General features: G+C 74.8%; 26 protein-coding genes. 14 read left to right on the top strand and 12 right to left on the bottom strand.

Annotated features, from left to right (window positions below; all coding sequences use genetic code 11):
* Positions 1 to 27: 27 nt before the first annotated feature.
* Positions 28 to 2,325, bottom strand: a complete 2,298-nt coding sequence (locus ACQPYN_RS10440; RefSeq protein WP_433036555.1) for an RNA degradosome polyphosphate kinase — start codon at positions 2,323 to 2,325, stop codon at positions 28 to 30.
* 86 nt (positions 2,326 to 2,411) lie between these two features.
* Positions 2,412 to 3,119, bottom strand: a complete 708-nt coding sequence (gene cofC / locus ACQPYN_RS10445; RefSeq protein WP_433036557.1) for a 2-phospho-L-lactate guanylyltransferase — start codon at positions 3,117 to 3,119, stop codon at positions 2,412 to 2,414.
* A 139-nt stretch (positions 3,120 to 3,258) separates the two neighbouring features.
* Here cofC and ACQPYN_RS10450 point away from each other — a divergent pair, with 139 nt between their 5' ends.
* The 3 genes from ACQPYN_RS10450 to ACQPYN_RS10460 are packed head-to-tail and all read left to right on the top strand — an operon-like array spanning position 3,259 to position 5,559.
* A complete protein-coding gene (locus tag ACQPYN_RS10450; RefSeq protein WP_433036559.1) occupies positions 3,259 to 4,017 on the top strand; it encodes a lysophospholipid acyltransferase family protein in 759 nt (252 codons plus the stop codon).
* A complete protein-coding gene (locus ACQPYN_RS10455) occupies positions 4,014 to 5,033 on the top strand; it encodes an NAD(P)H-dependent glycerol-3-phosphate dehydrogenase (protein ID WP_433036561.1) in 1,020 nt (339 codons plus the stop codon). Before ACQPYN_RS10450 ends, ACQPYN_RS10455 begins: the two co-directional genes overlap by 4 nt.
* A 55-nt stretch (positions 5,034 to 5,088) precedes the next feature.
* On the top strand, positions 5,089 to 5,559 hold the full coding sequence (locus tag ACQPYN_RS10460; RefSeq protein ID WP_433036563.1) for an ATP-binding protein: 471 nt from the start codon (positions 5,089 to 5,091) through the stop codon (positions 5,557 to 5,559).
* On the opposite strand, the gene ACQPYN_RS10465 is transcribed toward ACQPYN_RS10460, so the two are convergent.
* Positions 5,556 to 6,224 carry a pyridoxamine 5'-phosphate oxidase family protein gene (locus ACQPYN_RS10465; RefSeq protein WP_433036565.1) on the bottom strand — a complete coding sequence of 223 codons (669 nt, stop codon included), beginning with the start codon at positions 6,222 to 6,224 and terminating at the stop codon, positions 5,556 to 5,558. The two genes, ACQPYN_RS10460 and ACQPYN_RS10465, sit on opposite strands and share 4 nt — an antisense overlap.
* A gap of 60 nt (positions 6,225 to 6,284) precedes the next feature.
* Between ACQPYN_RS10465 and ACQPYN_RS10470 the strand changes: the two genes are divergently transcribed.
* The 4 genes from ACQPYN_RS10470 (at position 6,285) to ACQPYN_RS10485 (ending at position 9,642) form a co-directional block, all read left to right on the top strand.
* Positions 6,285 to 6,551, top strand: a complete 267-nt coding sequence (locus tag ACQPYN_RS10470) for a GntR family transcriptional regulator (protein ID WP_433036567.1) — start codon at positions 6,285 to 6,287, stop codon at positions 6,549 to 6,551.
* A gap of 82 nt (positions 6,552 to 6,633) precedes the next feature.
* Positions 6,634 to 7,689 (top strand): PLP-dependent aminotransferase family protein, encoded by a 1,056-nt coding sequence (locus ACQPYN_RS10475; protein ID WP_433036569.1) that lies wholly within the window; start codon positions 6,634 to 6,636, stop codon positions 7,687 to 7,689.
* Positions 7,686 to 8,483, top strand: a complete 798-nt coding sequence (locus ACQPYN_RS10480; RefSeq protein ID WP_433036571.1) for a tryptophan 2,3-dioxygenase — start codon at positions 7,686 to 7,688, stop codon at positions 8,481 to 8,483. Before ACQPYN_RS10475 ends, ACQPYN_RS10480 begins: the two co-directional genes overlap by 4 nt.
* Positions 8,484 to 8,505: 22 nt before the next feature.
* Positions 8,506 to 9,642 (top strand): D-alanine--D-alanine ligase family protein, encoded by a 1,137-nt coding sequence (locus ACQPYN_RS10485; RefSeq protein ID WP_433036573.1) that lies wholly within the window; start codon positions 8,506 to 8,508, stop codon positions 9,640 to 9,642.
* A gap of 6 nt (positions 9,643 to 9,648) precedes the next feature.
* Here the strand turns inward: ACQPYN_RS10485 and ACQPYN_RS10490 are convergent, their stop codons facing one another.
* Positions 9,649 to 10,203: a DUF3515 domain-containing protein gene (locus tag ACQPYN_RS10490; RefSeq protein WP_433036575.1), complete on the bottom strand. Its 555-nt coding sequence runs from the start codon at positions 10,201 to 10,203 to the stop codon at positions 9,649 to 9,651.
* Between the two features lie 3 nt (positions 10,204 to 10,206).
* Positions 10,207 to 10,443 carry an Lrp/AsnC ligand binding domain-containing protein gene (locus ACQPYN_RS10495; protein ID WP_274189592.1) on the bottom strand — a complete coding sequence of 79 codons (237 nt, stop codon included), beginning with the start codon at positions 10,441 to 10,443 and terminating at the stop codon, positions 10,207 to 10,209.
* Between the two features lie 146 nt (positions 10,444 to 10,589).
* On the opposite strand from ACQPYN_RS10495, the gene ACQPYN_RS10500 reads away from it, so the two are divergent.
* The gene (locus ACQPYN_RS10500) at positions 10,590 to 11,588 is read left to right on the top strand and encodes a thiamine-phosphate kinase (protein ID WP_433038821.1); all 999 of its coding nucleotides are present in this window, start codon (positions 10,590 to 10,592) and stop codon (positions 11,586 to 11,588) included.
* A 53-nt stretch (positions 11,589 to 11,641) separates the two neighbouring features.
* Here the strand turns inward: ACQPYN_RS10500 and ACQPYN_RS10505 are convergent, their stop codons facing one another.
* Genes ACQPYN_RS10505 through ACQPYN_RS10525 form a run of 5 tightly spaced genes read right to left on the bottom strand, consistent with a single transcriptional unit; the run spans position 11,642 to position 17,163 of the window.
* On the bottom strand, positions 11,642 to 13,039 hold the full coding sequence (locus ACQPYN_RS10505; RefSeq protein WP_433036577.1) for a (Fe-S)-binding protein: 1,398 nt from the start codon (positions 13,037 to 13,039) through the stop codon (positions 11,642 to 11,644).
* The gene (locus ACQPYN_RS10510; protein ID WP_433036579.1) at positions 13,036 to 14,193 is read right to left on the bottom strand and encodes an FAD-binding oxidoreductase; all 1,158 of its coding nucleotides are present in this window, start codon (positions 14,191 to 14,193) and stop codon (positions 13,036 to 13,038) included. The genes ACQPYN_RS10505 and ACQPYN_RS10510 overlap by 4 nt, the downstream gene beginning before the upstream one ends.
* The gene (locus ACQPYN_RS10515; RefSeq protein ID WP_433036581.1) at positions 14,190 to 15,641 is read right to left on the bottom strand and encodes an FAD-binding oxidoreductase; all 1,452 of its coding nucleotides are present in this window, start codon (positions 15,639 to 15,641) and stop codon (positions 14,190 to 14,192) included. The genes ACQPYN_RS10510 and ACQPYN_RS10515 overlap by 4 nt, the downstream gene beginning before the upstream one ends.
* The gene (locus ACQPYN_RS10520; RefSeq protein ID WP_433036583.1) at positions 15,641 to 16,408 is read right to left on the bottom strand and encodes an HAD family hydrolase; all 768 of its coding nucleotides are present in this window, start codon (positions 16,406 to 16,408) and stop codon (positions 15,641 to 15,643) included. The genes ACQPYN_RS10515 and ACQPYN_RS10520 overlap by 1 nt, the downstream gene beginning before the upstream one ends.
* Positions 16,405 to 17,163 (bottom strand): IclR family transcriptional regulator, encoded by a 759-nt coding sequence (locus ACQPYN_RS10525; RefSeq protein ID WP_433036585.1) that lies wholly within the window; start codon positions 17,161 to 17,163, stop codon positions 16,405 to 16,407. The genes ACQPYN_RS10520 and ACQPYN_RS10525 overlap by 4 nt, the downstream gene beginning before the upstream one ends.
* 129 nt (positions 17,164 to 17,292) lie before the next feature.
* Here ACQPYN_RS10525 and aceB point away from each other — a divergent pair, with 129 nt between their 5' ends.
* From aceB to ACQPYN_RS10540, 3 genes are all read left to right on the top strand, one after another.
* Complete coding sequence (gene aceB / locus ACQPYN_RS10530; RefSeq protein WP_433036587.1) at positions 17,293 to 18,894, top strand: malate synthase A; 1,602 nt, start codon at positions 17,293 to 17,295, stop codon at positions 18,892 to 18,894.
* A 44-nt stretch (positions 18,895 to 18,938) separates the two neighbouring features.
* A complete protein-coding gene (locus ACQPYN_RS10535) occupies positions 18,939 to 19,400 on the top strand; it encodes a GNAT family N-acetyltransferase (protein WP_433036589.1) in 462 nt (153 codons plus the stop codon).
* A 149-nt stretch (positions 19,401 to 19,549) separates the two neighbouring features.
* Positions 19,550 to 20,230 carry a uracil-DNA glycosylase gene (locus ACQPYN_RS10540; RefSeq protein ID WP_433036591.1) on the top strand — a complete coding sequence of 227 codons (681 nt, stop codon included), beginning with the start codon at positions 19,550 to 19,552 and terminating at the stop codon, positions 20,228 to 20,230.
* A gap of 19 nt (positions 20,231 to 20,249) precedes the next feature.
* On the opposite strand, the gene ACQPYN_RS10545 is transcribed toward ACQPYN_RS10540, so the two are convergent.
* On the bottom strand, positions 20,250 to 20,648 hold the full coding sequence (locus tag ACQPYN_RS10545; protein ID WP_433036592.1) for a hypothetical protein: 399 nt from the start codon (positions 20,646 to 20,648) through the stop codon (positions 20,250 to 20,252).
* A 134-nt stretch (positions 20,649 to 20,782) separates the two neighbouring features.
* Between ACQPYN_RS10545 and ACQPYN_RS10550 the strand changes: the two genes are divergently transcribed.
* Both ACQPYN_RS10550 and ACQPYN_RS10555 read left to right on the top strand, forming a co-directional pair.
* Positions 20,783 to 21,025 carry a DUF397 domain-containing protein gene (locus ACQPYN_RS10550; protein ID WP_433036594.1) on the top strand — a complete coding sequence of 81 codons (243 nt, stop codon included), beginning with the start codon at positions 20,783 to 20,785 and terminating at the stop codon, positions 21,023 to 21,025.
* A 113-nt stretch (positions 21,026 to 21,138) separates the two neighbouring features.
* Positions 21,139 to 22,065 carry a helix-turn-helix domain-containing protein gene (locus ACQPYN_RS10555; protein WP_433036596.1) on the top strand — a complete coding sequence of 309 codons (927 nt, stop codon included), beginning with the start codon at positions 21,139 to 21,141 and terminating at the stop codon, positions 22,063 to 22,065.
* 7 nt (positions 22,066 to 22,072) lie between these two features.
* Here the strand turns inward: ACQPYN_RS10555 and rpmB are convergent, their stop codons facing one another.
* Positions 22,073 to 22,264, bottom strand: a complete 192-nt coding sequence (gene rpmB / locus ACQPYN_RS10560; protein ID WP_274189554.1) for a 50S ribosomal protein L28 — start codon at positions 22,262 to 22,264, stop codon at positions 22,073 to 22,075.
* A gap of 184 nt (positions 22,265 to 22,448) precedes the next feature.
* Between rpmB and recG the strand changes: the two genes are divergently transcribed.
* On the top strand, positions 22,449 to 24,671 hold the full coding sequence (gene recG / locus ACQPYN_RS10565) for an ATP-dependent DNA helicase RecG (protein ID WP_433038823.1): 2,223 nt from the start codon (positions 22,449 to 22,451) through the stop codon (positions 24,669 to 24,671).
* Positions 24,672 to 24,676 lie beyond the last annotated feature (5 nt).

The following is a 24,676-nucleotide window of genomic DNA, read 5'->3' on the forward strand; positions in this document are numbered from 1 at the left end:
CCCGCTCCGCTCCGTCTCCCTGCACCGTCACTTCCGGCTCTGCCGCTGCTGCAGCAGCCGGAGCTGGTGATCGTGCACCGACAGGCCCTCGTGACCCTCGCCGGCGGCGACCGGCCACGGATCCCAGGACCCGTCGGGTTCGAGGATCCAGCTGCGCGTGCCCGGGTCGGTCGCCGAGTCGAGGATCGAGGCGAGCTCGGCGGACAGACGCGGGTCGGTGACGGGCACGAGCGCCTCGACCCGGCGGTCGAGGTTGCGGTGCATCATGTCCGCGCTGCCGATCCAGTACTCGTCGGCACCGACGAAGTGGAAGATCCGCGAGTGCTCGAGGAAGCGGCCGAGGATCGAGCGCACCCGGATGTTCTCCGAGAGGCCCGGCACGCCCGCCCGCAGCGAGCAGAGCCCGCGGACGATCAGGTCGACGGGCACGCCCGCCCCCGACGCGCGGTAGAGCGCGTCGATCACCTGCTCGTCGACGAGACCGTTGACCTTGATCCGGATGCCGGCGGTCTCGCCGCGCTCGGCGCGCTCCCGCTCGTGGTCGATGCGCTCGACGATGCCGCGCCGCAGCCCGTACGGGGCGACCAGCAGCTTGCGGTACGAGGTGCGCCGGGCGTAGCCGGTGAGCACGTTGAACAGGTCGGTGAGGTCGGCGGCGATCGTCTCGTCGGCGGTGAACACGCCGATGTCCTCGTAGAGACGGGCGGTCTTCGGGTTGTAGTTGCCGGTCCCGAGGTGGCAGTACCGCTTGATCGCCGAGCCCTCCTGGCGCACGACGAGCACGGCCTTGCAGTGGGTCTTGAGGCCCACGAGGCCGTAGACGACGTGGACGCCCGCGCGCTCGAGGGCACGGGCCCACCCGATGTTGGCGCGCTCGTCGAACCGGGCCTTGATCTCCACGACGGCGACGACCTGCTTGCCGGCCTCGGCGGCGTCGATCAGCGACTCGACGATGGGGGAGTCACCCGAGGTGCGGTAGAGCGTCTGCTTGATCGCCAGGACCTTCGGGTCCGCCGCGGCCTGCTCGATGAAGCGGTGCACGCTCGTGGAGAACGAGTCGTACGGGTGGTGCACCAGCACGTCGCCCTCGCGCAGGGTGGCGAACACGCTCTTCGGGGTCTCGCCCTCGCTGAACGCCGGGTGCTTCGCCGGGACGAACACCGGGTCCTTGAGGTCCGGCCGGTTCAGGCGCAGCAGCTCCATGAGCGCGGAGAGGTCGAGGCGTCCCGGCACCTGCACGACGTCGTGCGGGTCCACGTCGAGCTCGCGCAGCAGGAGCTCGAGCATGTGCTCGCTCATGGTGTCGGTGATCTCCAGACGCACCGGCGGGCCGAAACGCCGCCGCGCCAGCTCCCGCTCGAGGGCCTGCAGGAGGTCCTCGTCGCGGTCCTCCTCCACCTCGAGGTCGGCGTTGCGCGTCACCCGGAACACGTGGTGCTCGACGACGGTCATGCCCTCGAAGAGCTGGTCGAGGTTCTCGGCGATGAGGTCCTCGATGGGCAGGAACCACGCCTGCTTGTCGCTGTCGGCGGGGGAGTCCTCGTCGGGCTCGGGGCCGACGCGCACCAGACGCGGCACGTTGTTCGGCACCTTGACGCGGGCGAAGTGCTCGGTGCCGGTCTGCGGGTCGTGCACGGCGACGGCGAGGTTGAGCGACTGGTTGGAGATGTAGGGGAACGGGTGCGCCGGGTCGACGGCCAGCGGCGTGAGCACCGGGAACACCTGACGGGCGAACCAGTCCGAGAGCCGGGGCCGGGCCCAGTCGGTGACCTGCGACCAGTCGATGAGGTGCACGCCGGCCGCGTCGAGCGCCGGGGCGATCTCGTCGAGGAACACGCGGGCGTGCTTGTGGGCCAGCTCCTGGGTGCGTGCGGAGATCCGGGTGAGCTGCTCGCGCGGGGTCAGGCCGTCGGCGCCGCGCACGGCGAGCCCGGCCTGGTCACGGCGCTTCAGGCCCGCCACGCGGACCATGTAGAACTCGTCGAGGTTCGACGCGAAGATCGACAGGAACTTCGCCCGTTCGAGCAGCGGCTGGCTCGGGTCCTCCGCCAGCGCGAGCACCCGGGCGTTGAACTCCAGCCACGACAGCTCCCGGCTGTCGTAGCGGTCCGGCGGCAGGTCGCCGGGTGCCGCGGGGCCGGCCGTCGGCGCGGCGGGGGCCCCGGGCGTGCGGCCCCGCGCCCCGCGGCCGTTCTCGTCGGCGGCGGCGGGGGGACGTGGGCCGGTCAGCTCGTCGACAGGGGTGTCGGCGGGAATGTCGGCAGGAGCCGCGGTCCCGTCGCTCGACCCGGTCTCGGCGGACGTGGACGACGTGGAAGGGCTCACGACGCCCGATCGTGCCCGAGGTGCCCGGGCACCGCGAGGGACCCGCGACGCGGACCACCCCGGTCCATCCCGTCGACGGACGTCGTTCAGCAGGCCGTCTCGCGTGCCGGGGCCCCGACGGCCGTGGCGGTCGGGGGGTCGGGCCAGGCCCGGGTGTGCGGGCCGACGCCGAGGTCGCGGGCCCGGGCCAGGTCGCCGGGGGTGTCGACGTCGCCCCGGAGACCCGGCCACGCGCCGTCGAGGGCCACGGCCCCGGAGGCGGCGTGCGCGGCCGCCGACCCCGGCCCGAAGCGCGGGCGCAGCGGGTGCCGCGGCGCGGCGACCAGCAGCGTCGTCCCGGTGCCGGCGTGGTCGGCGACGAAGGCCGACGTCGCGCCCTCGGCGAACCGGGCCGCCGCGCGGGCCAGGGCCTCGTCGAGCTCGTCGGGACGCAGGGCGGGCAGGTCGGCCTGCAGGACCGCCAGGGCGTGCTCGCGGGAGCCGGTGCGGCGCAGGTGATCCGCACCACGGCGCAGCGCCGCGTTGAGGCCGCCGCCGGTGTCGCGGACGGTCTCCCACGGCCCGCCCGCTCCCAGCTGCTCGGCGGGCTCGGTGGTGACGACGACCAGCCGCCCGGTGCGCTCCGCGGCGCGGGCGGCGCGCAGCGTGTCGCGGGCCAGGGCGTGGGCCAGGGCGCGGTGGGCCTGCTCACGGGACGCGTCGTCGCCCGGCAGGTCGGCGACGGCCGGGGCGAGTCGCGACTTCGCGCGGCGCAGCTCCTTGACCGGCACCACGAGGTCGACCAGCACGTCCACGGCTCCAGTCTGCCCCTCGCCGACCACCGGGGGGCAGGTGATCGGACCGGGCGGGCCCCGCTGGACCGCCCTCCCCGGTCGGGAGAGACTTCCCGCGACGGGACGGGTGGTCCGGACCCGTACGAGCGCGGACGCGGAGGTGGGCGAGCCGGTGGCACGGGCGCGCGAGAAGGGCGGGCCGTGGGTGGCCCTGGCCGCGGCGGTCTTCTACCCGATGACCCTGCTGCTGGCGAAGCGCCGCATGGAGGGCCTCGAGAAGGTGCCGGAGCGCGGCCCGGCGATGCTGGTGTGCAACCACATCTCCTACCTCGACCCGGTGTACACGGCGGTGTTCGTCCACCGGGCGAAGCGCGTGCCGCGGTTCCTGGCCAAGGCGTCGCTCTGGGACGTCCCCGTGCTCGGCCGGACCCTGAGCGGGAGCCGCCAGATCCCCGTCAGCCGCGGCTCGGTCGAGGCCGGCGCGAGCCTCGACGCGGCCCGCACGTCGTTCGCGGACGACGGCGTCGTCGTCATCTACCCCGAGGGCACGATCACCCGCGACCCGGAGGGCTGGCCGATGAACGCCCGCTCCGGTGCCGCCCGCCTCGCCCTCGACAGCGACGTGCCGGTCATCCCGGTGGTGCACTGGGGCACGTTGTCGGTCTACGACCACTACCAGCGCCGCTTCCGGCCCTCGTGGCGCACCACGATCACCGTGCGGGCCGGCGACCCCGTGCCGCTCGACGACGTGCGCGCCCGCGCCCGGGAGGCCGGCCCCGACCGCGACCGGTCCACCGAGGTGGCCCTGCTGCGCGAGACGACCGACCGGATGATGTCCGCGGTGCGCGACCTGCTCGCCGACGTCCGCGGCGAACCGGCGCCGGAGCCCACCCGGCGGCCGCGAGGCTCCGGCACGTGAGCGGCACCCCCGTGCCCCCGCGGCGCGTGGCGGTGCTCGGCGCAGGCACGTGGGGCACGACGTTCGCCAAGGTCCTCGCCGACGCCGGGACCCCGGTGACGCTGTGGGCCCGGCGCGCCGAGGTCGCCGAGAACGTCGCCCTGGACCGCTGCAACCACGAGTACCTGCCCGACGTGACGCTGCCCGCCGCGCTCGCCGCCACCGCCGACGCCGACGAGGCCCTCGACGGTGCCGACACCGTCGTGCTCGCCCTGCCCGCCCAGCGGCTGCGCGAGAACCTCGAGCGCTGGACCGGCCACCTGCCGCGCGGTGTCACCCTCGTGAGCCTCGCCAAGGGCGTCGAGCGGGGCTCGCTGCTGCGCATGAGCGAGGTGATCCGTGAGGTCACCGGGGCCGCGGCGGACGAGGTCGCGGTGGTGTCCGGGCCCAACCTCGCCGGGGAGATCGCCCTCGAGCAGCCCACCGCCACCGTCGTCGCGTGCTCCGACCACGAGCGCGCGGTGTCGGTGCAGCACGCCTGCTCGACCGGCTACTTCAAGCCGTACACGAACGCCGACGTCGTCGGCTGCGAGCTCGGCGGCGCGTGCAAGAACGTCATCGCGCTGGCCTGCGGCACCGCGGCGGGCCTCGGCTACGGCGACAACACCACGGCCTCGCTCATCACCCGGGGCCTGGCGGAGATCTCGCGGCTGGCGGTGGCGCTGGGCGCCGAGCAGATGACCCTCGCGGGCCTCGCCGGGATGGGCGACCTGGTCGCCACGTGCTCGTCGCCGCTCTCGCGCAACCGGCGCTTCGGCGAGGCCCTCGGCCGCGGGCTGAGCATGGCCGAGGCGGAGGAGGCCAACCACGGCCAGGTCGCCGAAGGCGTGAAGTCCTGCGACGCGATCGGCGAGCTCGCCCGCCGGCACGGCGTCGACACCCCGATCGTCGACGCCGTGCGCCGGGTCTGTGCCGGCGAGGTGACGGCCAAGGAGGTCGGCGACGAGCTGATCAACCGGGAGCTCAAGGTCGAGTGAACTCGCGGTGGCGAGGTCACGTTTGCGGGTCCGGGGCCCGGGAACACTGGCGGCGATGGACGTGCTGCAGCGGATGGGCCCGCGGACGGTGCCGAGGACGGCGGTGGCGCCGCTGGAGCTCTGCGCGCTCGCCGACACCGGCAACGCCGCCATCCTGCGCCGTCGCTTCCGCGCCTGGGTCGACCCGCTGGCCGATCTCGACACCGCCGACGACCTCGCGCTCGCGGTGTACGAGGCCCTCGCCAACGTCGTCGACCACGCCTACGTCGAGCGCGGCACGCCCGGCCTGATGACGCTCTGGGCCGCGGTCTCCTGCCCGCTGCTCACCGGGCGCGACCTGGTGGTGACCGTCACCGACGAGGGCGCCTGGCGCCCGAGCAGCGGGCCGGGCTGGCGCGGCCGCGGGCTGCCGCTGATGCGCGAGCTCACGCACGCCACCGCCGTGCTCCCCGGGGACCACGGCACCACCGTGCAGCTGCGCCGACGCATCCGGACCGCCGACGACCGCACGGCGGCGCTGGTCTAGCTCGTCCGGTCTCCTCGTCGCGGCACGTGCGGGGGCACCGGCGTGCCCCCGGGTAGCGCGGGGCAGGTCGTCACACCGGTCACGCGCATCTCGAGGCCGACCACGCCCGCCCACCGGTCGTCGCCCGCCGCGACGGCGTCGCCGTCACCCGGCGGCCCGGTGCGCGCCTTCACGCTGGCCTCGGTGAGGTCGAGCGCCACGATCGACGTCGCGGCCATCTCCTTGCGGCTCGGCGGGTCGGCGTGGTCCTCCTGGCCCGGCGCGACCTGGCGGACGAGCGCCCGCATCGCGGCGAGCGCCTCGTCGGGGTCGGTGACCTTGCGGGCGTGGCCGCGGACCACGGCGCTGCGGTAGTTCGCGGACTGGCTGAACCAGCGCCGCGCGTAGACCAGCCCGTCGATGATCGTGACGGTGACGCACACCGGCTCGTCGCCGCGCAGGCTCGCCGCGCCGCTGGAGCCGTGCAGGTAGAGCGTCTCGCCGATCCGCGCGTGCAGCGTGGGCAGCACGACGGGCTCGCCGTCGACGACCCGGCCGACGTGCGCGACGAGGGCCTCGTCGAGCACGGCGTGCAGCTCGGCGCGGTCGGCGCGCTGGCGGTCGCGGTGCCGGCGGACGGTGGAGCGGTCGGTGGGGGAGAGCGGTGGTGCGGTCACGTCCTCCATCGTCGGCGACGCAGTGGCATCCTCGAACGGCCACTTCCGTCCGACTCCAGGAGGCCACTCGTGCGCGGCCTGCCTCCCGAGCTGGCGCTCCCGCTCGACCGGGCGACGCCGACCCCGCTCGCGACCCAGCTGGCCGACGGCCTGCGCGCCGCCGCGGCCTCGGGCGCCCTGCGCGTCGGCGAGCGGGTGCCCTCGACGCGCGTGCTGGCCGGCGAGCTGGGCGTCAGCCGCACGGTGACCGCCGCCGCCTACGACCAGCTCGTCGCCGAGGGCTGGCTCGGCCCCGCCGGGGCGCGGGCACCTACGTGCTGGCGACGTCCCACGTGAGCGAAGTTCCCGGCTATAGCCGGGAACTTCGCTCACGGGCACCGACCTGCTCGACCTGCGGCCCGGGTCCCCGTGCCTCGCGGTGCTCGACCGGCAGGCGTGGCGGCGGGCCTGGCGCCACGCGGGCGACCGCGAGCCCGCGCCCCGCCCCGAGCACGCCGGCGTGCCCGCCTTCCGCGACGCCGTCGCGCGCCTGCTGCTGCACCACCGCGGGCTGGCCGCGACGCCCGGGGACGTCCTCGCCACCGCCGGCACCACCGACGGGTTCGCCGAGGTCGTGGCCATGCTCCGGGCCCGCGCCGGGCGCGCCCCGCGGGTCGCCGTCGAGGACCCCGGCTACGTCCGGGCCACCGAGGTGCTGCGCGATGCCGGCGCCACCGTGGTCGGGGTGGGTGTGGACGACGAGGGCCTGCGGGTCGACGACCTCCCGGCGGGACTCGACGCGGTGTACCTCACGCCCGCGCACCAGTACCCGCTCGGCGCCCGCCTGCCCGTGGCCCGACGGACGGCGCTCGCGGAACGCGCCCGCGACGAGGGGCTCCTGCTCGTCGAGGACGACTACGACGGCGAGCTGCGCTTCGACGTCGCCCCGCTGCCGCTGCTCGCCGGCCTGGCCCCCGACGTCACCGTGCACCTCGGCACCACCAGCAAGATCCTCTCGCCGACCCTGGGCGCGGGGTGGATGGTGGCGCCGCCCGCGGTGCGCGACGCCGTGCTGGAGCGCCGCCGACGCACCGGGGTGCGCCCGGCCCCGGCCGGCCAGCAGGTCGTGGCCGCCCTGCACGCCGACGGCGCCCTCGCCCGCCACCTGGCCCGGCTGCGCCGCGAGCTGGGCGCCCGCCGGGCGCGGGTCGTCGACGCCGTGACCGCGACCGGGCACGCCGTGCGCGGCGACCGGGCGGGCGCGCACCTGCTGGTCCCGCTGCCCGACCGGGCCGCCGAGCGGGCGACCGTCGACGCCGCCGCCCGCACGGGCCTGCAGATCGGCGGCATCGGCGAGCACCACCTCGACCCCGACGGGCCGGGGGCGGCGTGCGGCGTGCTCGTCGGATGGGCCGGGCCGTCGGCGGCGGAGCTGGACGACGCCCTGGTGCGACTGGCGGACGTGCTCGCCGGGCGGACAGGATCGTGCCCGTGACCCAGCCCCTGACGTACGGGCGATACCTGCACCTCGACGCGCTGCTCACGGCGCAGGCCCCGCTCTCGCGCCCCGAGGCCCACGACGAGCTGCTGTTCATCATCCAGCACCAGACCTCGGAGCTGTGGCTCAAGCTGGCCCTCCACGAGCTCACCGGCGCCTGCGACGACCTGGCGGGCGACGACCTCCCGCTCGCGCTCAAGCGCCTCGCCCGCGTGAAGCACGTGCAGAAGCAGCTGATCGAGCAGTGGACGGTGCTGGCGACGCTCACGCCGAGCGAGTACCAGCGCTTCCGCGGGTTCCTCGGGTCGTCGTCGGGCTTCCAGAGCTACCAGTACCGGGCCGTCGAGTTCGTCCTCGGCGCCAAGGACCCGGCGATGCTCGAGGTGTTCGCCGACGACGAGGCGGCGCTCGCGGTGCTCACCGCGGCGCTGGACCGGCGCAGCCTCTACGACGAGTTCCTCCGCCTGCTCGCGCGGCGGGGCCTCCCGGTGCCCGACGACGTGCTGCGCCGCGACGTGCGCGAGCCCCACCGCGAGGACCCGCGCCTGGTCGAGGTGTTCCGCGCGATCTACGACGCCCCGGAGGAGCACTGGGACGTCTACGAGACCTGCGAGGAGCTCGTCGACATCGAGGACAACCTGCAGCTCTGGCGCTTCCGCCACCTCAAGACCGTCGAGCGCACCATCGGCCTGCGCACCGGCACCGGCGGGACGAGCGGAGCGTCCTTCCTGCGCCGCGTCCTCGACCTGTCGTTCTTCCCCGAGCTGTACGCGGTCCGGACCGCCCTCTGAGCCCCGCGTAGGCTCCGCCGCCATGACGGGCCAGGGAGCAGGCCAGGGAGAGGGAGCAGGCCGGGGGGCAGGCGAGTCGCAGGACCGCCCCCGTGTCGTCGTCCTCTTCGGCGGGCGCAGCAGCGAGCACCGCATCTCGTGCCTCTCGGCCGGCAGCGTGCTCGCGCATCTCGATCCCGCCCGCTACGACGTGCTGCCCGTCGCGATCACGCCCGACGGCGCCTGGGTGCTCGGCCCCACCGACCCCGAGGTGCTCCGGCTGCACGGCCGCGAGCTGCCCGAGGTCACCTCCGGGCGGCCCGTCGCGCTGCCCGCCGACCCGACGCGCCGCGAGCTCGTCGCGCTCGACGACGGCAGCTCTCTCGGCCGCGTCGACGTCGTCGTGCCCGTCCTGCACGGCCCCGGCGGCGAGGACGGCACCGTCCAGGGGCTGCTCGAGATGGCCGGCGTGCCCTACGTCGGCGCGGGGGTCTGCGCCAGCGCGGCGTCGATGGACAAGGACGTGACCAAGCGCCTGCTGCGCGACGCCGGGCTCTCGGTGGGCGACGCCGTGGTGCTCCGCCGCGGTACCGACACCCTCACCGGGGCCGAGCGTGCGCGTCTCGGGCTGCCGGTGTTCGTCAAGCCGGCCCGCGCGGGCTCGTCGGTCGGCATCAGCCGGGTCGCCGACTGGGCCGACCTCGACGCCGCCGTCGCGAAGGCCCGCGTCGAGGACCCGAAGGTGCTGGTCGAGGCCGCGATCGTCGGGCGCGAGATCGAGTGCGGGGTGCTCGAGCGCACCGACGGCCGGGTCGAGGCGAGCGTCCCCGCCGAGGTCCGCGTCGTCGGCGGGGACGCCGGCTGGTACGACTTCGACACGAAGTACCTCGACGACGCCTGCGAGCTCGACGTGCCCGCGAAGCTCGACGACGAGGTGGCCGACACGGTGCGCGCCACGGCCGTCGAGGTCTTCCGCGTCATGGACGTCGAGGGCCTCGCGCGCGTCGACTTCTTCCTCACCGCCGACGGGCGGCTGCTCGTCAACGAGCTCAACACGATGCCTGGGTTCACGGCGACGTCGCTGTACCCGCGCATGTGGGACACCGCGGGCGTCGACTACCCGACGCTGCTGGAGACCCTCGTCGAGACCGCGCTCGCGCGGGGCGTCGGGCCGCGCTGAGGCGGGTCAGCGGCTCACCAGCGCGATCTTGACGCCGCGCGAGACGTCGAGCAGCGGGGCCTCCCCGAACGCGTCCGGCACCGTGAGGCCGATGTGCACGGCCCGGTCGACGGTCACCCAGGTGGTGCTGCCGGGCGTGTCGGCCGCGACCGCGACCCAGTCGACGCCGACGACGTCGCGCAGCGGCCTGGTCGCGCCCTCCGGGGGACGGGGGAGCCCGCAGCGCAGGACGATCGGCGTGGCCCCGTCCTCGCCGCCCCACGCGACGGTGGCCGCCGGGACCGGGTCGGCCAGGATCCGGCGCGGCAGCATCCCCGTGTCGGTCCGGATCTCGCCGGGCAGCCCGGAGAGCAGGCGGGAGCAGTCGGCGCTCGCCGCGGCCGGGGTGGGCACGGCCCGCACGGTGAGCCGCACGGTGTCGACGTCGGGCACCGGGTCCCGCACGAAGACGACGGAAGCCAGCAGGACGCCGCCGACGAGCAGCACGGGCAGCGACAGCACGATCCCGACGAGCACACGGGGGAGCCGGCGCGCCACGTCCGGCGCGCGCCAGGGAGCCACCGTTCAGTCGGTGGACACGACGGGGCAGGTGAGCGTCCGGGTGATGCCCGGGACCTTCTGGACGGCGCCGACGACATCACGCCCGAGCGAGTCGACGTCATCGGCCTCCGCACAGACGATGACGTCGTAGGGTCCGGTCACGTCCTGCGCCCGGGTCACCCCGCTGATCCCGGCCACGTCCGAGGCGACCGCGGAGGCACGACCCACCTCGGTCTGGATCAGGATGTAGGCCTGGACCACGGACATGCCTCCTCGGGGAACGGGCCGACGGGTGGTGGGAGCGTCGGCACTCAGGTGGCAGGCAAGGTACCGCAGGGAGTCGAGGGGTGAGCCGGACGGCGAACGGGCGCGGGGGACACGGACGACCCGAGGGGTCTGTCCGACGCATCGGCGGCACGTCCGGTGGGTCGGCGCCCGATCGGGCGACGCCGTCTGCCGCGGCGACGGTCGGGGAGCTCGGCGAGTTCGGGCTGATCGACCGCCTGACCGAGGGGCGCTTCCAGCCCGAGCAGACCCTTCTGGGGCCCGGCGACGACGCCGCGGTGGTCGCCGCACCCGACGGCCGGGTCGTGGCGACCGTGGACACGCTGGTCGAGGGCGTGCACTTCCGTCTCGACTGGTCCGCGCCCGAGCAGGTGGGGCAGAAGGCGGTGGCCGCGAACCTGTCCGACGTGGCGGCGATGGGCGCGGTCCCGACCGCGCTGCTGCTCTCGCTCGCCTGCCCCGGGACGACGAGCACCGAGGTGCTCGACGGCCTCGCGTCGGGCGTGTGGGACGCGGCGGCGGACGCGGGCATCGGCGTCGTCGGCGGCGACACGGTGTCCTCCGACACCATCGTGGTCTCGATCACGGCGCTCGGTTCCCTGGAGGGCCGGGAGGCGGTGACCCGCTCGGGCGCACGGGCGGGCGACGTGGTCGCGGTCTGCGGGCAGCTGGGCTGGTCGGCGGCCGGGATGGCCGTGCTGCGCCGGGGCTTTCGCTCGCCGGTGGCCATGGTCGCCGCGCACCGCACGCCGCGCCCGCCCTGGCGCGCGGGCCCGGTCGCCGCGCGGGCCGGGGCCACCTCGATGATCGACACCTCGGACGGCCTGCTCGCCGACCTCGGGCACGTCGCCCGGGCCTCCCGCGTGCACATCGACCTCTCCTCGCGCCTGGTGCCGGTGGCCGACAAGCTGCGCGACGTCGCCTCGGCCCTCGGCGGCGACCCGCTGACCTGGGCGCTCACCGGCGGCGAGGACCACGCGTTGGCGGCCACCTTCCCGAGCGAGGCCGCGGTCCCGTCCGACTGGGTCGTCTGCGGCGAGGTCCGCTCGGGCACCGGCGTCACCGTCGACGCCGACCGCTGGGGCGGCGCCGGCGACCCGGGCTGGCGGCACTTCCGCTGACCCGTGAGCGAAGTTCCCGGCTATCGCCGGGAACTTCGCTCACGTAGGGGTCGTCAGCCCATCTCCGGCGGCCGGACGCCGCGGATGGAGGCGTCGATCAGCTGGATCGGGTGGAGCATCGGGAGCTCGCCCTCGAGGTACTTGCGGATCTGCAGCAGGCAGCCGGGGTTGGCGGTGACGAGCACGTCGGCCCCGGTGCCGCGGATGTTGTCCGCCTTGCGCCGCCCGAGATCGCCCGCGGCCTCGGGCTGGAGCATGTTGTAGATCCCCGCGGACCCGCAGCAGATCTCCGCCTCCGGCAGCTCGGTGAGCTCCACGCCCGGGATGGCGCGCAGCACGCGCCGGGGCTCGGTACGGATCTTCTGGGCGTGCCCGAGGTGGCAGGCGTCGTGGTAGACGACCTTCGCCTCGATCGGGTGCCGGCGGGCGCGGGGGTCGGCGAGCGTCTCGTCGACGATCTCGGAGATGTCGCGGACCTTGGCGGCGAACGCGGACGCCCGCTCCGCCCACTCCGGGTCGTCGGCGAGCAGCTCGCCGTACTCCTTCATCGACGACCCGCAGCCGGCGACGTTGGTGGCGATCGTATCGACCTCGGCGCGCTCGAACGTCGCGATCAGCTTCTTCGCGCGCTCCGCGGCCTCCGCCTCGCGGCCCGCGTGCAGGCCGAGCGCCCCGCAGCACGCCTGCTCGCGCGGCGCGATGACGTCCCAGCCCTCGGCCGCGAGCACCCGCACGGTGGCCTCGTTGACGGGGTGGAAGAAGACGTCCTGCACGCAACCGGTGAGCAGGCCCACGCGCCCGCGCCGCGGCCCGACCGCAGGGGTGCGGGGCGCGATGCGCGCGAAGGCGTCGCGCACCCGCACCGGGGGCAGGAGCGACTCCATGGCCACGAGGCGCTCGAAGCGCTGCGGGACCCGCGCCATGAGCTTGTCCATGCTCTTCGGGCGCAGCTTCTGGTAGAGCGCGCCGCCGATCGACGCCGCGCGCAGCCGCCGCTTGTAGGGGAAGAGCGTGAAGATCGCCTCGCGGAACCACCGATCGGCCCGCGTGCGCGTCACGTGGCGCTCGATCTGCGGCCGGGTGGCCTCGAGCAGCCGGTCGTACTGCACGCCCGACGGGCACGCGGTCACGCACGCCATGCAGCCCAGGCAGCGGTCGATGTGGGTGGTGAACGCGCCCTCGAGCGGGATCTCGCCCTTCGCCGCCATCTCCATGAGGTAGATGCGCCCGCGCGGGGAGTCCATCTCCTCGCCCCACAGCGCGTACGTCGGGCACGTCGGCAGGCAGAAGCCGCAGTGCACGCAGTCGTCGAGCAGCTCCTGCGCCGGCGGGTGGTGGTCGTCGAACGACCCGAAGTCGCCGCCGAGGAGGTCGGCGCGCTCGGGGGAGACCTTCTCGCCGCGCTCGGAGGAGAAGTCGGGCCCGGGGCCGGTGGTGGGGTGCGTGGTCATGCGCTCACTCCGGTGGGCTCGGGGATCCAGGGGGCGAGGCGTCCGCGCCCCAGGCGCTGCTCGGGGTCGAGGGACGCCGCGACGGCGCGCAGCAGGACGGCCGAGGCGGGCGCGGGCCCGAACGCCGGCAGCGACGCCCCGTCGGGACGCTGGCGCAGGGTCGAGGTGCCGCCCGCCTCGCTGATGCGACGGTGCGCGGCGGCCACGAGGTCGGCGTCGGCGGGCAGCGCCACGGTCGCGATCCCGGTGCGGGGCGACGCGGTCACGTCCGTGAGCCCGCCGGCGTCGGCCTCGAGCCCGTCCAGCACACCGGGCAGCGCTGCCGGGATGACGCCCAGGCGCAGCACCGCTCGGCCTTCGGGCCGGGCGCGCACCGCGGCGCCGTGCGCGTCCCAGGCGGAGGTGGCGTCGTCGGGGGAGAGCACCTCGCCCCCGACCGTCTCCACGAGCTTCCGCGCCCGTGTGTCGGCGCCCTCGTCGGAGCCCTCGAACAGGACCAGGAGCTGGTCGGCGTGCCACTGCACCGCCACGGCCTCGACGGGGCTGTCGGCCACGCGGCGGGCGACGTCGGCCATCCCCGCCCGATCGGTCGGCACGGCCACGGTGGGCGTGGACCGCGGGGCCGGGTGCAGGCGCAGGACGAGCCCGGCGATCACCGCGAGGGTGCCGTGCGCGCCGTGCAGGACCTTGGTGAGGTCGTAGCCCGCGACGTTCTTGATGACGTGCCCGCCGGAGCGGGCGGTGGTCCCGTCGGGCAGGACGACCGTCGCGCCGATGACGAGGTCGCGCAGCGAGCCGTACTGCAGCGACCGCGGGCCGGAGTCCGCGGTGGCGAACAGCCCGCCGAGCGTGGCGCCCTCGGCGGCGCGGGCGGGGTCGACGGCGACGCGCTGGTGGTGCTGCGCGAGCTCGTCCTGCAGCGCGGCGAACGGCGTGCCGGCCCGGACCTCGACGGTCATGTCGCCGGGGTTGTGGGTGACGATCCCGCTGAGCCCGGTGACGTCGAGGACGGTGTCGGCGGGCGCGGGCGTGCCCGCCCAGTCGGCGGCGGTGCCGGCGCCGGCGACCCGGAGCGTGCCGGGGTGGTCGAGGACGGCGTCGCGGAGCTCGTCAACGGTGGTGGGCGTGACGGTCGTGACCGCTGGGGTGCTCACAGTCGCTCGATCACTCCGGCTTCCTCGAGGGGATGGGGCTGGTACTTGCCCGGACGCTCGCCGCACAGCCGGGGCGTCGGGAAGAGCTTGCCGGGGTTGCAGCGGGAGTCCGGGTCGAACGCGAGCCGCACACGGTGCATGACCGCGAGGTCGTCCTCGGAGAACATCGCCGGCATCGAGCACGCCTTGTCGGTGCCGATGCCGTGCTCGCCCGAGAGCGACCCGCCCAGCTCGACGCACAGCTCGGCGATGTCGGTGGAGAGCTTCTCGGCGGCGTCGTGCTCGCCCGCGGCCTCCGAGTAGAGCACCAGCGGGTGCAGGTTCCCGTCGCCCGCGTGGAAGACGTTGGCGACGCGCAGGCCGGCGTCGCGGCCCATGTCGGCGATGCGCGTGAGCACCTCGGCCAGCCGGGTCCGGGGGACGACGCCGTCCTGGACGATGTAGTCGGGGCTGATCCGCCCGACCGCGGCGAACGCGGCCTTGCGCCCCTTCCACACCTTCTGGCGCTCCTCGGCCTCCTGCGGCACGTGCAGCCGCGTGGCGCCGTGGCGCTCACAGATGGCCGTGAGCTGCTCGAACTCCGCCTCGACCTCGTCGGACGGGCCGTCCAGCTCGATGATCAGCGCGGCGGGGGAGTCGACTGTGAGGCCCGCACCGGTGGCGGCCTCGGAGGCCTCCATCGCCAGCGAGTCCATCATCTCCACCGCGGCCGGGATGATCGCGGCGTCGACGATGTCGCCGACGGTGTCGCCGGCGGCCTCGATCGACGGGAAGTCGGCGAGCACGGTGCGCACCGACTGCGGGGTCTGCAGCAGCCGGACGGTGACCTTGGTGCAGACGCCGAGCGTGCCCTCCGAGCCGATGAACAGCCCGCGGAGATCCGGCCCGGCCTGCTCGCCGGTCGGCCCCCCGAGCGTCACCACCGAGCCGTCGGCGAGGACGACCTCCATCTCCAGCACGTGGTTGGTGGTGAAGCCGTACTTCAGGCAGTGCGCGCCGCCGGAGTTCTCCGCGACGTTGCCGCCGATGGTGCAGACCTGCTGGCTGGACGGGTCGGGCGCGTAGTAGAGCCCGTGCGGGGCGGCGGCCTTGGAGATCTCGAGGTTGTAGACGCCGGGCTCGAGCACCGCGCGCCGGTTCTCGACGTCGATCTCGAGGATGCGGCGCAGCTTCTGCAGCGAGATCACGACGCCGTCGGCGACGGGCATCGCACCGCCCGACAGGCCGGTGCCCGCGCCGCGCGCCACGAACGGCATCCCGTACTTCGCGCAGAGCCGGACCGCGCCCGCGACCTCCTCGGCGTCGCGGGGGAGCACGACGAGCGCCGGCACCTGCCGGAACCCGGTGAGGCCGTCGCACTCGTAGCTGCGCAGACCCACCTCGTCGGTGATCACACCGTTCGCCGACAACAGATCGGTGAACTCCCGGACCATCTGGGCGTCGACCATCAGCCACCTCCCCGACTCGCTGCGTGACGATCCTCGCGCGCCGATCGCACGACCGCCACCAGACGGCCGGGGTCGGCGAGGTCGGCGAAGACGTGTTCGGCGCCCGACGCGTGCAGCTGCGCGAGGGTTGCCCCGCCCGTGGCCACTCCTACCGCGATCGCGCCGGCCCTGTGCGCGGCCTCGACGTCGAGCGGGGTGTCGCCGACGACGACGAGCGTCGGCGAGGTCCCGTAGCGGGCCGCGAGCGCGTCGCGGGCGGCGGTGACGACCCGGACGCGCTCGCCCGGTCCCTCGCCGTAGCCGCCGAGCGCGAGGTCGATCGGGCCGTCGGTGAGCCCGACGGCCGCGAGCTTGGCCCGGGCGCCGGCGCGGACGTTGCCGGTCGTGAGCGTCTGCACGACGCCCGGCTCGGCGGCGAGCGCGGCGATCGTCTCGGGGATGCCGGGCAGGGTGTGCGCGACGTCCGCGAGGTCGGGCTCGCGGCGTCCCCACTCGGCACCGACCTCGGCGATCATGTCGTGGCCGAAGGCGTCCCCGCGCCCGCGCAGGGAAGTGGCGTGCTCGTCGGGCAGGGCGTCGCGCAGCGCCTCGCCGATCAGCCAGTCGGTGCGCCCCGGCATCAGGACCTGCTCCTCGGGGGCCGGGTGCCCGGTGACGGTGGTGAACGCCTGCTCGAGGACCTCGCGGCCCACGACGCCGCCGCGCAGGAGGGTGCCGTCGACGTCCCAGCAGACGGCCACGTCGGGCGGGGTGTCGGGCGGGGTCATCGCAGCTCCTCGTCGGGCAGTCCGGCCAGCTCCTCGCCCAGGCGTACGGCCGCGGCCACGACCGCCGGGCCGGCCTCGGCGGCCTCGCCGGGCCCGAAGCGCGCCGCCGGGCCGGACACCGACACCGCGCACGGCGTCGGTGCGCCGGGCACGGGCGCGGCCACGCAGCGCACGCCGACCTCCTGCTCGCCCTCGTCGAGCACCCAGCCGCGCGTGCGGGCGTCGTCGAGCTCGGCGCGCAGCCGGCCGGGGTCGGTGAGGGTGGCCGGGGTGCGCGCGGGCATGCCGGTGCGGGCGAGCGCCGCCTCGACGTCACCGGGCGACATGGCGGCCAGCAGCGCCTTGCCGACGCCCGTGGCGTGGAGGGGCACCCGGCGGCCGATCTCGGTGAACATGCGCATCGGGTGCGGCGACGGGGCCTGGGCGAGGTACACCGCGGCGTCACCGTCGAGGCCCGCGAGGTTCGCCGACTCGCCCGTGGTGGCCACCAGCTCGCGCAGCACCGGGCCGACGCCCTCGCCGAGCACGTGGCCTGCGACGTCGCCGAGACGCACGAGCCGGGGCCCGAGGGCGTAGCGCCGGCCCGCCTCGCGGCGCACGTGGCCCTGTGCGACGAGCGTCGCGAGCAGGCGGTGGACGCTCGCGGCCGGCAGGCCCGAGGCGGCGGCGAGCTCCGAGAGCGTCGCGCGCCCGCCGGCGTCGGCGAGGTGGTCGAGCAGGTCGAGCGCCCGCGTCAGGGACTGCACCGACGGCATCGCGCTCCTCCTCCCCGGGTAGGCCTGTGAGCTGGAGCGCGGTCACTCCACCATTCCGCATTGCGGAAGTCAACTTCCATGATGTAGAAAAGCGCCTGCACCACCGTCTCGTTCGAGGAGCGTTCACGCATGGCCACCGGTGTCGAGGTGTCGGGTTACACCGTCGATCGCCAGGAGGAGGTGCTCACCGACGAGGCGCTCGCGTTCCTGGCCGAGCTGCACCGGCACGTGCAGCCCACCCGGCGGCAGCTGCTGGAGCGCCGCAAGGAGCGCCGCGAGGAGATCGCGCGCACCGGGACGCTGGACTTCCTGCCGGAGACGAAGGACGTCCGCGACGGCGACTGGACGGTCGCCGAGGCGCCGGCCGACCTGCGCGACCGCCGCGTCGAGATGACCGGTCCCACCGACCGCAAGATGACGATCAACGCGCTGAACTCGGGTGCGAAGGTCTGGCTGGCCGACCTCGAGGACTCGCACAGCCCCACGTGGGAGCTCGTGGTCTCGGGCCAGGTCAACCTCATCGACGCCCAGTCCGGCGACGGCAAGCTGACCTACGACAGCCCCGAGGGCAAGCACTACGAGGTCACCGCCGACGAGCAGCCCACCGTCGTCGTGCGCCCCCGCGGGTGGCACCTCGACGAGAAGCACATCACCGTCGACGGCGAGGAGATCGCGGGCGGCCTCGTCGACTTCGGGCTCTACTTCTTCCACAACGCCCGCACGCTCGTCGACCGCGGCAGCGGGCCGTACTTCTACCTGCCGAAGATGGAGTCGCACCTCGAGGCGCGGCTCTGGAACGACGTCTTCGTCACGGCCCAGGACCTGCTCGGCATCCCGCAGGGCAGCGTGCGCGCCACGGTGCTCATCGAGACGATCACGGCGGCGTTCGAGATGGACGAGATCCTCTACGAGCTGCGCGACCACGCCTCGGGCCTCAACGCCGGTCGGTGGGACTATCTGTTCTCGGTGATCAAGAACTTCCGGTCGCAGGGCCGCGACTTCGTGCTGCCCGACCGCAACTCGGTCGGCATGACGGTGCCGTTCATGCGTGCCTACTCCGAGCTGCTCGTGCGCACCTGCCACCGGCGCGGCGCGTTCGCGATCGGCGGCATGGCGGCCCAGATCCCGTCGCGCAAGGACCCCGAGGCCAACGACAGGGCCATGGCGAAGGTCCACGAGGACAAGGCCCGCGAGGCCGGCGACGGCTACGACGGCTCCTGGGTCGCGCACCCGGACCTGGTGGAGATCTGCCGCGAGGAGTTCACCAAGGTCCTCGGCGACCGGCCCAACCAGCTCGACAACACCCGCGAGGACGTGTCGGTGGGCGCCGCCGAGCTGCTCGACGTGAGGTCGACGCCGGGCGACGAGACCGAGGCGGGCCTGCGCAACGACGTGTCGGTGGGCCTGCAGTACCTCCAGTCCTGGCTCTCGGGCACCGGCGCGGCCGGCATCTTCAACATGATGGAGGACGCCGCCACCGCCGAGATCTCGCGCTCGCAGATCTGGCAGTGGCTGCACAACGACATCGAGCTCGACAACGGGCAGAAAGTCACGGCCGGCTACGTCCGCCAGGTCGTCGGCGAGGAGCTCGACAAGATCAAGGACGCCGTCGGCGAGCAGACCTTCGAGAAGGGCCGCTGGCAGGAGGCGCGCGACGTGTTCGAGTCGGTGGCCCTGGCCGACGACTACGTCGAGTTCCTGACCCTCCCGGCCTACGAGCTGATCGACTGAGCCGGCCGACGTTCCGGGTCGCGGCCTACGACGACCCGGAGAGCGTGCGCTTCGTCGACGCTGTCCAGGCGTTCTACGTGGAGCGCTACGGCGGGGCCGACCGGACGCCGGTCGACCCCGCCGAGTTCGCGCCGCCGCGCGGGATCTTCCTGCTCGGGAGCCTCCCGGGCACGGGGCCGGTGTGCTGCGGGGGCTGGCGTCGCCACGAGGCGTCCACGATCGACGCCGCCGACCGGGACGTGCTGCGCCCGGGCGACGCCGAGATCAAGCGCATGTGGGTCGACCCCGCGCACCGTCGGCGGGGCCTGGCCGGCGCCCTGCTCGACGCGCTCGAGCGGGCCGCGACGCGGGCTCGGTGCCCGCGCACGGTGCTCGAGACCGGCACCGAGCAGCCCGAGGCGCTCGCGTTCTACCGTGCCCGCGGCTACGTCGCGATCCCGCGGTTCGGCGTCTACCGCGACGAGCCGAACAGCCTCTGCTTCGCGCGCGGGCTCGCCCGTCCCTGATCAGCAGACCGGGAGGCACGTCGAGCGACCCGTTCGGCGTGCCTCTCCGCCCGGTGATCACGGCCGGGGGCCCGGGTGGGTGCGGGACGTCGGTGCCCGGGCGTTAGCGTCGGTCGACCGTCCGCCCGCCCGTTCCGGAGGCTCCCCGCGTGGCCCGTTCCCTCTCCGAATCCGTCGAGGCCGGATGGGCCGAGGCGCTCGAGCCGGTCGCCGACACCGTCGCGGCGATGGGCGACTTCCTGCGCGCCGAGGTCGCCGCGGGCCGCAAGTACCTGCCGGCGGGCGCGAACGTGCTGCGGGCGTTCCAGCAGCCCTTCGCCGACGTGCGGGTGCTCGTGATGGGTCAGGACCCGTACCCGACGCCCGGTCACGCCGTCGGGCTCTCGTTCTCGGTGGCCCCGGACGTGCGCCCGCTGCCGAAGAGCCTGCAGAACATCTTCCGCGAGTACCAGAGCGACCTCGGCCATCCCGCGCCGAGCACCGGCGACCTCACGCCGTGGGCGGAGGCGGGCGTCCTGATGCTCAACAGGGTGCTCACCGTGGAGCCCGGTGCGCCCGGGTCGCACCGGAACAAGGGCTGGGAGAAGGTCACCGAGGCCGCCGTGCAGGCGCTCGTGCTGCGCCCGGACCAGCCGCTGGTCGCGGTGCTGTGGGGGAAGGACGCGCAGACGGTGAAGCCGCTGCTCGGGGACGAGGTGCCCACCGTCGAGTCGGCGCACCCGAGCCCCATGTCGGCCGACCGCGGGTTCTTCGGGTCGAAGCCGTTCAGCCGCGTCGACGAGTACCTCACCGAACTCGGTGACGACCCGCTGGACTGGCGGCTGCCCTAGACGCCGGGGGGTCGGGGTGTCAGCGCCGTCCCCAGCGCCGCGGCGCGCGGCGGCCCGGGGGGCGCTGCGGCGCGAACATGCTCCACCCCTGCGGCGGGGTGGTCTCCGGGCGGTGACGTCCGGCGCGGCGGCGGGCGAACACCAGGCGCCAGAGCTCCCCGAACCGGCGGCGCGGGCGCGGGGCGACCACCGGCAGGGACGGGCGGGCGACGACCGGCGCGGACGAGGACATCCGCTGGTCAGGGGCGGGCCGGTCGGGAGCAGGGGGCGGTACGGGGACCGGCCCCGTGGGGGCGATCGTGGCGGCCGCCCTCGCCGTGGAGGCGGCGCGGGCCTCGTCGTCCGAGAGCCGCTCGGAGGTGACACGGAGCGGCGCAGGGGTCTGTCCGGGAGCGTTCCGGTATCCCGGCTGGCTCACGCGGACCTCCGTTCGTCGCTCCACCCGACGTCGGCGACGACCCCCACCCTGACCGACGTACTGTGCAGATGCAAGAACATCTGCACTGCGGATCTGCACCGCAGAGCGCTGTTGCAGGACCGGGGGGAGTCCACATGCCCGAGTTCGTCGACGCGCAGGCCGTGGCCGAGGGCGACGTCACGTGGCGCAAGAGCCGTCGCAGCAACCCGAAGGGGAACTGCGTCGAGGTGGCGCCGCTGCCCGACGGGGGCGTGGCCGTGCGCCACTCGCGCCACCGTGAGGGACCCGTGCTGGTCTACACGCGCGCGGAGATGACCGCCTTCATCCTCGGGGCGAAGGACGGCGACTTCGACGACCTGCTGGCCGAGGGCGCCTAGCCTCGCCGGACGGCCCGGAGGCACCGTCCGGGCCACGCCCTGCTGCTACGGTCGTGCCCCTGTCCGGGCGCGCTCCGGCGTGCGGGCGACGTCAGGCTGATGGAGGTCCCGCCGTGGCACCGGAGGGGGAGCCCGCGGCGACGGACCCGGTGCCGGCGGTCCGGAGCATCCGCGACGTCCCCGGCGGCGGCCCGACGGTGCTGCGCATCGTGCTCGGCCAGCAGCTGCGCGCCCTGCGCGAGCGGGCCGGGGTCACGCGCGAGGCGGCGGGCCACCGCATCCGGGGCTCGCACGCGAAGATCAGCCGGCTGGAGAACGGGCGCACCGGGTTCAAGGAGCGCGACGTCGCCGACCTGCTCAGCCTCTACGGCGTCCACGACGCCGACGAGCGCGCGCAGATGTTCGCCCTGACCCTGCGCGCGAACGCCCCCGGGTGGTGGCACCGCTACTCCGACCTGCTCCCGCCCTGGTTCGAGACCTACGTGGGCCTCGAGCAGGCGGCCGCCCAGATCCGCACCTACGAGCCCCAGTTCGTCCCCGGCCTGCTGCAGACCGAGGCGATGGTGCGGCACGTGACCGCCCTCGGGCACGGGTCGATGTCCGACGAGGAGCTGGAGCGCCGCGTCGAGCTCCGACTCCGTCGCCAGCGGGTGCTGGACGCCGAGGACCCCCCGACGCTGTGGGCGGTGATCGACGAGGCGGCGCTGCGCAGGCTGACCGGCGGCGCCGGCGTGATGCGCGCCCAGGTCGACCACCTGCTGGAGGTCTCCGACCGGCGTCACGTCGTCGTGCAGATGGTGCCGTTCCACCTCGGCGGCCACGCGGGCGCCGGTGGACCGTTCAGCATCCTGCGGTTCGCGCGCGAGTCCGAGGTGCCCGACGTGGTGTACCTCGAGCAGCTCACGAGTGCGCTCTATCTCGACAAGCGCAGCGACGTCGACGACTACCTGGCGACGATGGAACTGCTCTGTGTGCAGGCACTCCCGCCGCACGCGACCCGCGACGCGCTGGTCGCGCTCCGGGACGACCTCGGGGAGTAGCGGGGACTCAGCCCCGGCTGACCTTGCCGGCCTTGAGGCACGAGGTGCAGACGTTCATCCGCTTGCGGTTGCCACCGGCCACGCGGGCGTGGACGGTCTGCACGTTCGGGTTCCAGCGGCGGTTCGTCCGCACGTGCGAGTGCGACACCGACTTCCCGAACCCCGGGCCCTTCGCGCACACGTCACACACGGCACTCACGGCGGAACTCCTCATTCGTACTGGCGATATCCGTACAGCGATGCGGCGCACTCCCACCGCGGACGGCGGTGCGCTCCTGTCACCAGCGTAGCCGAGGCGTGACGGCCGCGATCCCGGCGGGGTGCGCGTGGGTCGCGCGGCGCCGCTGTCGGGGTGGGATGACATCGTGGTCCCCGTGGTGGGGATGGAGACGCCGCTGCCCACGGCCCTGGGCGACAAGACCGCGAGGCCGCTCGCCCGCCAGCTCGAGCTGCACACCGTGGGCGATCTGCTGCGCCACTACCCCCGTCGCTACATCGCGCACACGCAGGTGACGCATTCCTCCGACCGCGAGGACCAACGGTTCCGCGACAAGGAGCACGTCACGCTGCTCGGCACCGTCCACAGCGTCTCCGGGCGGCGGATGCGCCACCGCAAGGGCCACATCACCGAGGCGACGGTGGTGATCGGCGCCCAGCGCCTCACCTGCACCTTCTTCAACCAGCCCTACCGCGAGCGCGATCTGCAGCCCGGCACGCGCGCCCTGTTCTCGGGCGACCTCAGCCGCTACAAGGGCGGCTGGCAGCTCGCCGCCCCCGAGTTCATCGTGCTCGGCGCCGGTGTCAGCGCCGATCTGCCGGGGCTCATCCCGATCTACCCGGCCACCAAGAAGCTGCGCTCCTGGGTGGTGATGATGGCCGTGCGCCAGGTGCTCGACCTCCTCGCCGACCCCGAGGACCCGCTGCCCGAGGTGCTGCGCGCCGCCCACGGGCTCGCGACGCTCGGCGACGCCCTGCGCCGGGTGCACCTGCCCGACACCTGGGAGGAGCAGAAGGCCGCCCGGCGGCGCCTGGTGTGGGACGAGGCGTTCGGCCTGCAGCTCGCGATGGCCGGACGCCGGGCGAGCGCCACCAGCCGCCCGGCGCCCGCGTGCCCCCGTCGCGAGGACGGTCTGGCCGCGGCGTTCGACGCGCGCCTCCCGTTCGCCCTCACCGGCGCCCAGACCACGGTCGGCGAGTCGCTCGCCGAGGTGCTCGCCGGCACGGAGCCGCTCAACCGCCTGCTGCAGGGCGACGTCGGCTCGGGCAAGACGATCGTCGCGCTGCGGGCGATGCTCCAGGTCGTCGACTCCGGACGGCAGGCGGTGCTGCTCGCGCCGACCGAGGTCCTCGCCGCGCAGCACGCCCGGTCACTGCGCGCGATGCTCGGGTCGCTCGGACGGGCGGGCGAGCTGGGCGCGGATCCCGACGGGCACGCCACGCGCGTCACGCTGCTCACCGGGTCGCTGGGCGCCAAGGCCCGTCGCGAGGCGCTGCTCGACGCCCAGTCCGGGGCCGCGGGCATCGTCGTCGGCACCCACGCGGTCATCCAGCAGGGCGTCGGCTTCGCCGATCTCGGCCTCGTCGTCGTCGACGAGCAGCACCGGTTCGGGGTGCACCAGCGCGACGAGCTGCGCTCGCGCCCGGGCACCACGACGCCGCACGTGCTGGTGATGACGGCGACGCCGATCCCGCGCACCGTCGCGCTGACCCTCTACGGCGACCTCGACACCTCGGTGCTCGACGAGCTCCCGGCCGGCCGCCGGCCGATCGCCACCACCGCGGTGCCCGCGGGCGTGAAGCCCCGCTGGCTCGAGCGGGCGTGGGAGCGCGTGCACGAGGAGGTCGCGGCGGGCCACCAGGTGTACGTCGTCTGCCCGCGCATCGGCGAGGAGGGCGGCGAGCCGGGCACCGAGGACGACGAGCCGGCCCGCGCCGCCGACGACCTGCTCGATCCCGAGGCGGACGCCGACGAGGAGCCCGGCCCCGAGGCGCGCCCGCCGCTCGCGGTGGCCGAGGTCGCGCCGATGCTCGCCGCGGGACCGCTCGCCGGGCTGCGGCTCGAGGTGCTGCACGGCCGGATGCCCGCCGACGAGAAGGACGCCGTGATGCGCGCGTTCTCCGAGGGCAAGGTCGACGTCCTCGTGGCCACGACGGTCATCGAGGTCGGCGTGGACGTCCCGAACGCCACGATGATGATCATCATGGACGCCGACCGGTTCGGCGTCTCGCAGCTCCACCAGCTGCGGGGGCGGGTCGGCCGCGGGTCGGCGTCCTCGTCCTGCCTGTTCGTCACCGAGGCGCTCGAGGGCTCGCCGGCCCTGACGCGCCTCGAGCGCCTCGCGGCGACGCCCGACGGCTTCGAGGTGTCGCGGCTCGACCTCGAGGTGCGCGACGAGGGCGACGTGCTCGGCGCGCAGCAGTCGGGACGTCGGTCGGGGCTGCACATGCTCTCGGTGCTCAAGCACGCCGACCTCGTCGCGGAGGCCCGTGACGAGGCCCGCGAGGTGGTCGGCGCCGATCCCACGCTCGCCCGTCACCCGGGTCTCGCCGGGTTGGTGCGCTCGGTGGTCGACGAGGCCTCGGCGGCGTTCCTCGACCGGCTGTGACCCCC

The sequence above is a fragment of the Actinomycetospora sp. CA-053990 genome (assembly GCF_050948445.1).
GTDB lineage: Bacteria > Actinomycetota > Actinomycetes > Mycobacteriales > Pseudonocardiaceae > Actinomycetospora > Actinomycetospora callitridis.

What these genes read in the sequence shown, in the direction of transcription:
- ACQPYN_RS10460 (WP_433036563.1), top strand. Translation starts at nt 5,089, where the DNA reads ATGGACGTGCTGCAGCGGATGGGCCCGCGGACGGTGCCGAGGACGGCG.
- ACQPYN_RS10465 (WP_433036565.1), bottom strand. Translation starts at nt 6,224, where the DNA reads ATGGAGGACGTGACCGCACCACCGCTCTCCCCCACCGACCGCTCCACC.
- ACQPYN_RS10485 (WP_433036573.1), top strand. Translation starts at nt 8,506, where the DNA reads ATGACGGGCCAGGGAGCAGGCCAGGGAGAGGGAGCAGGCCGGGGGGCA.
- ACQPYN_RS10505 (WP_433036577.1), bottom strand. Translation starts at nt 13,039, where the DNA reads ATGACCACGCACCCCACCACCGGCCCCGGGCCCGACTTCTCCTCCGAG.
- ACQPYN_RS10515 (WP_433036581.1), bottom strand. Translation starts at nt 15,641, where the DNA reads ATGGTCGACGCCCAGATGGTCCGGGAGTTCACCGATCTGTTGTCGGCG.
- ACQPYN_RS10520 (WP_433036583.1), bottom strand. Translation starts at nt 16,408, where the DNA reads ATGACCCCGCCCGACACCCCGCCCGACGTGGCCGTCTGCTGGGACGTC.
- ACQPYN_RS10525 (WP_433036585.1), bottom strand. Translation starts at nt 17,163, where the DNA reads ATGCCGTCGGTGCAGTCCCTGACGCGGGCGCTCGACCTGCTCGACCAC.
- aceB (WP_433036587.1), top strand. Translation starts at nt 17,293, where the DNA reads ATGGCCACCGGTGTCGAGGTGTCGGGTTACACCGTCGATCGCCAGGAG.
- ACQPYN_RS10550 (WP_433036594.1), top strand. Translation starts at nt 20,783, where the DNA reads ATGCCCGAGTTCGTCGACGCGCAGGCCGTGGCCGAGGGCGACGTCACG.
- recG (WP_433038823.1), top strand. Translation starts at nt 22,449, where the DNA reads ATGGAGACGCCGCTGCCCACGGCCCTGGGCGACAAGACCGCGAGGCCG.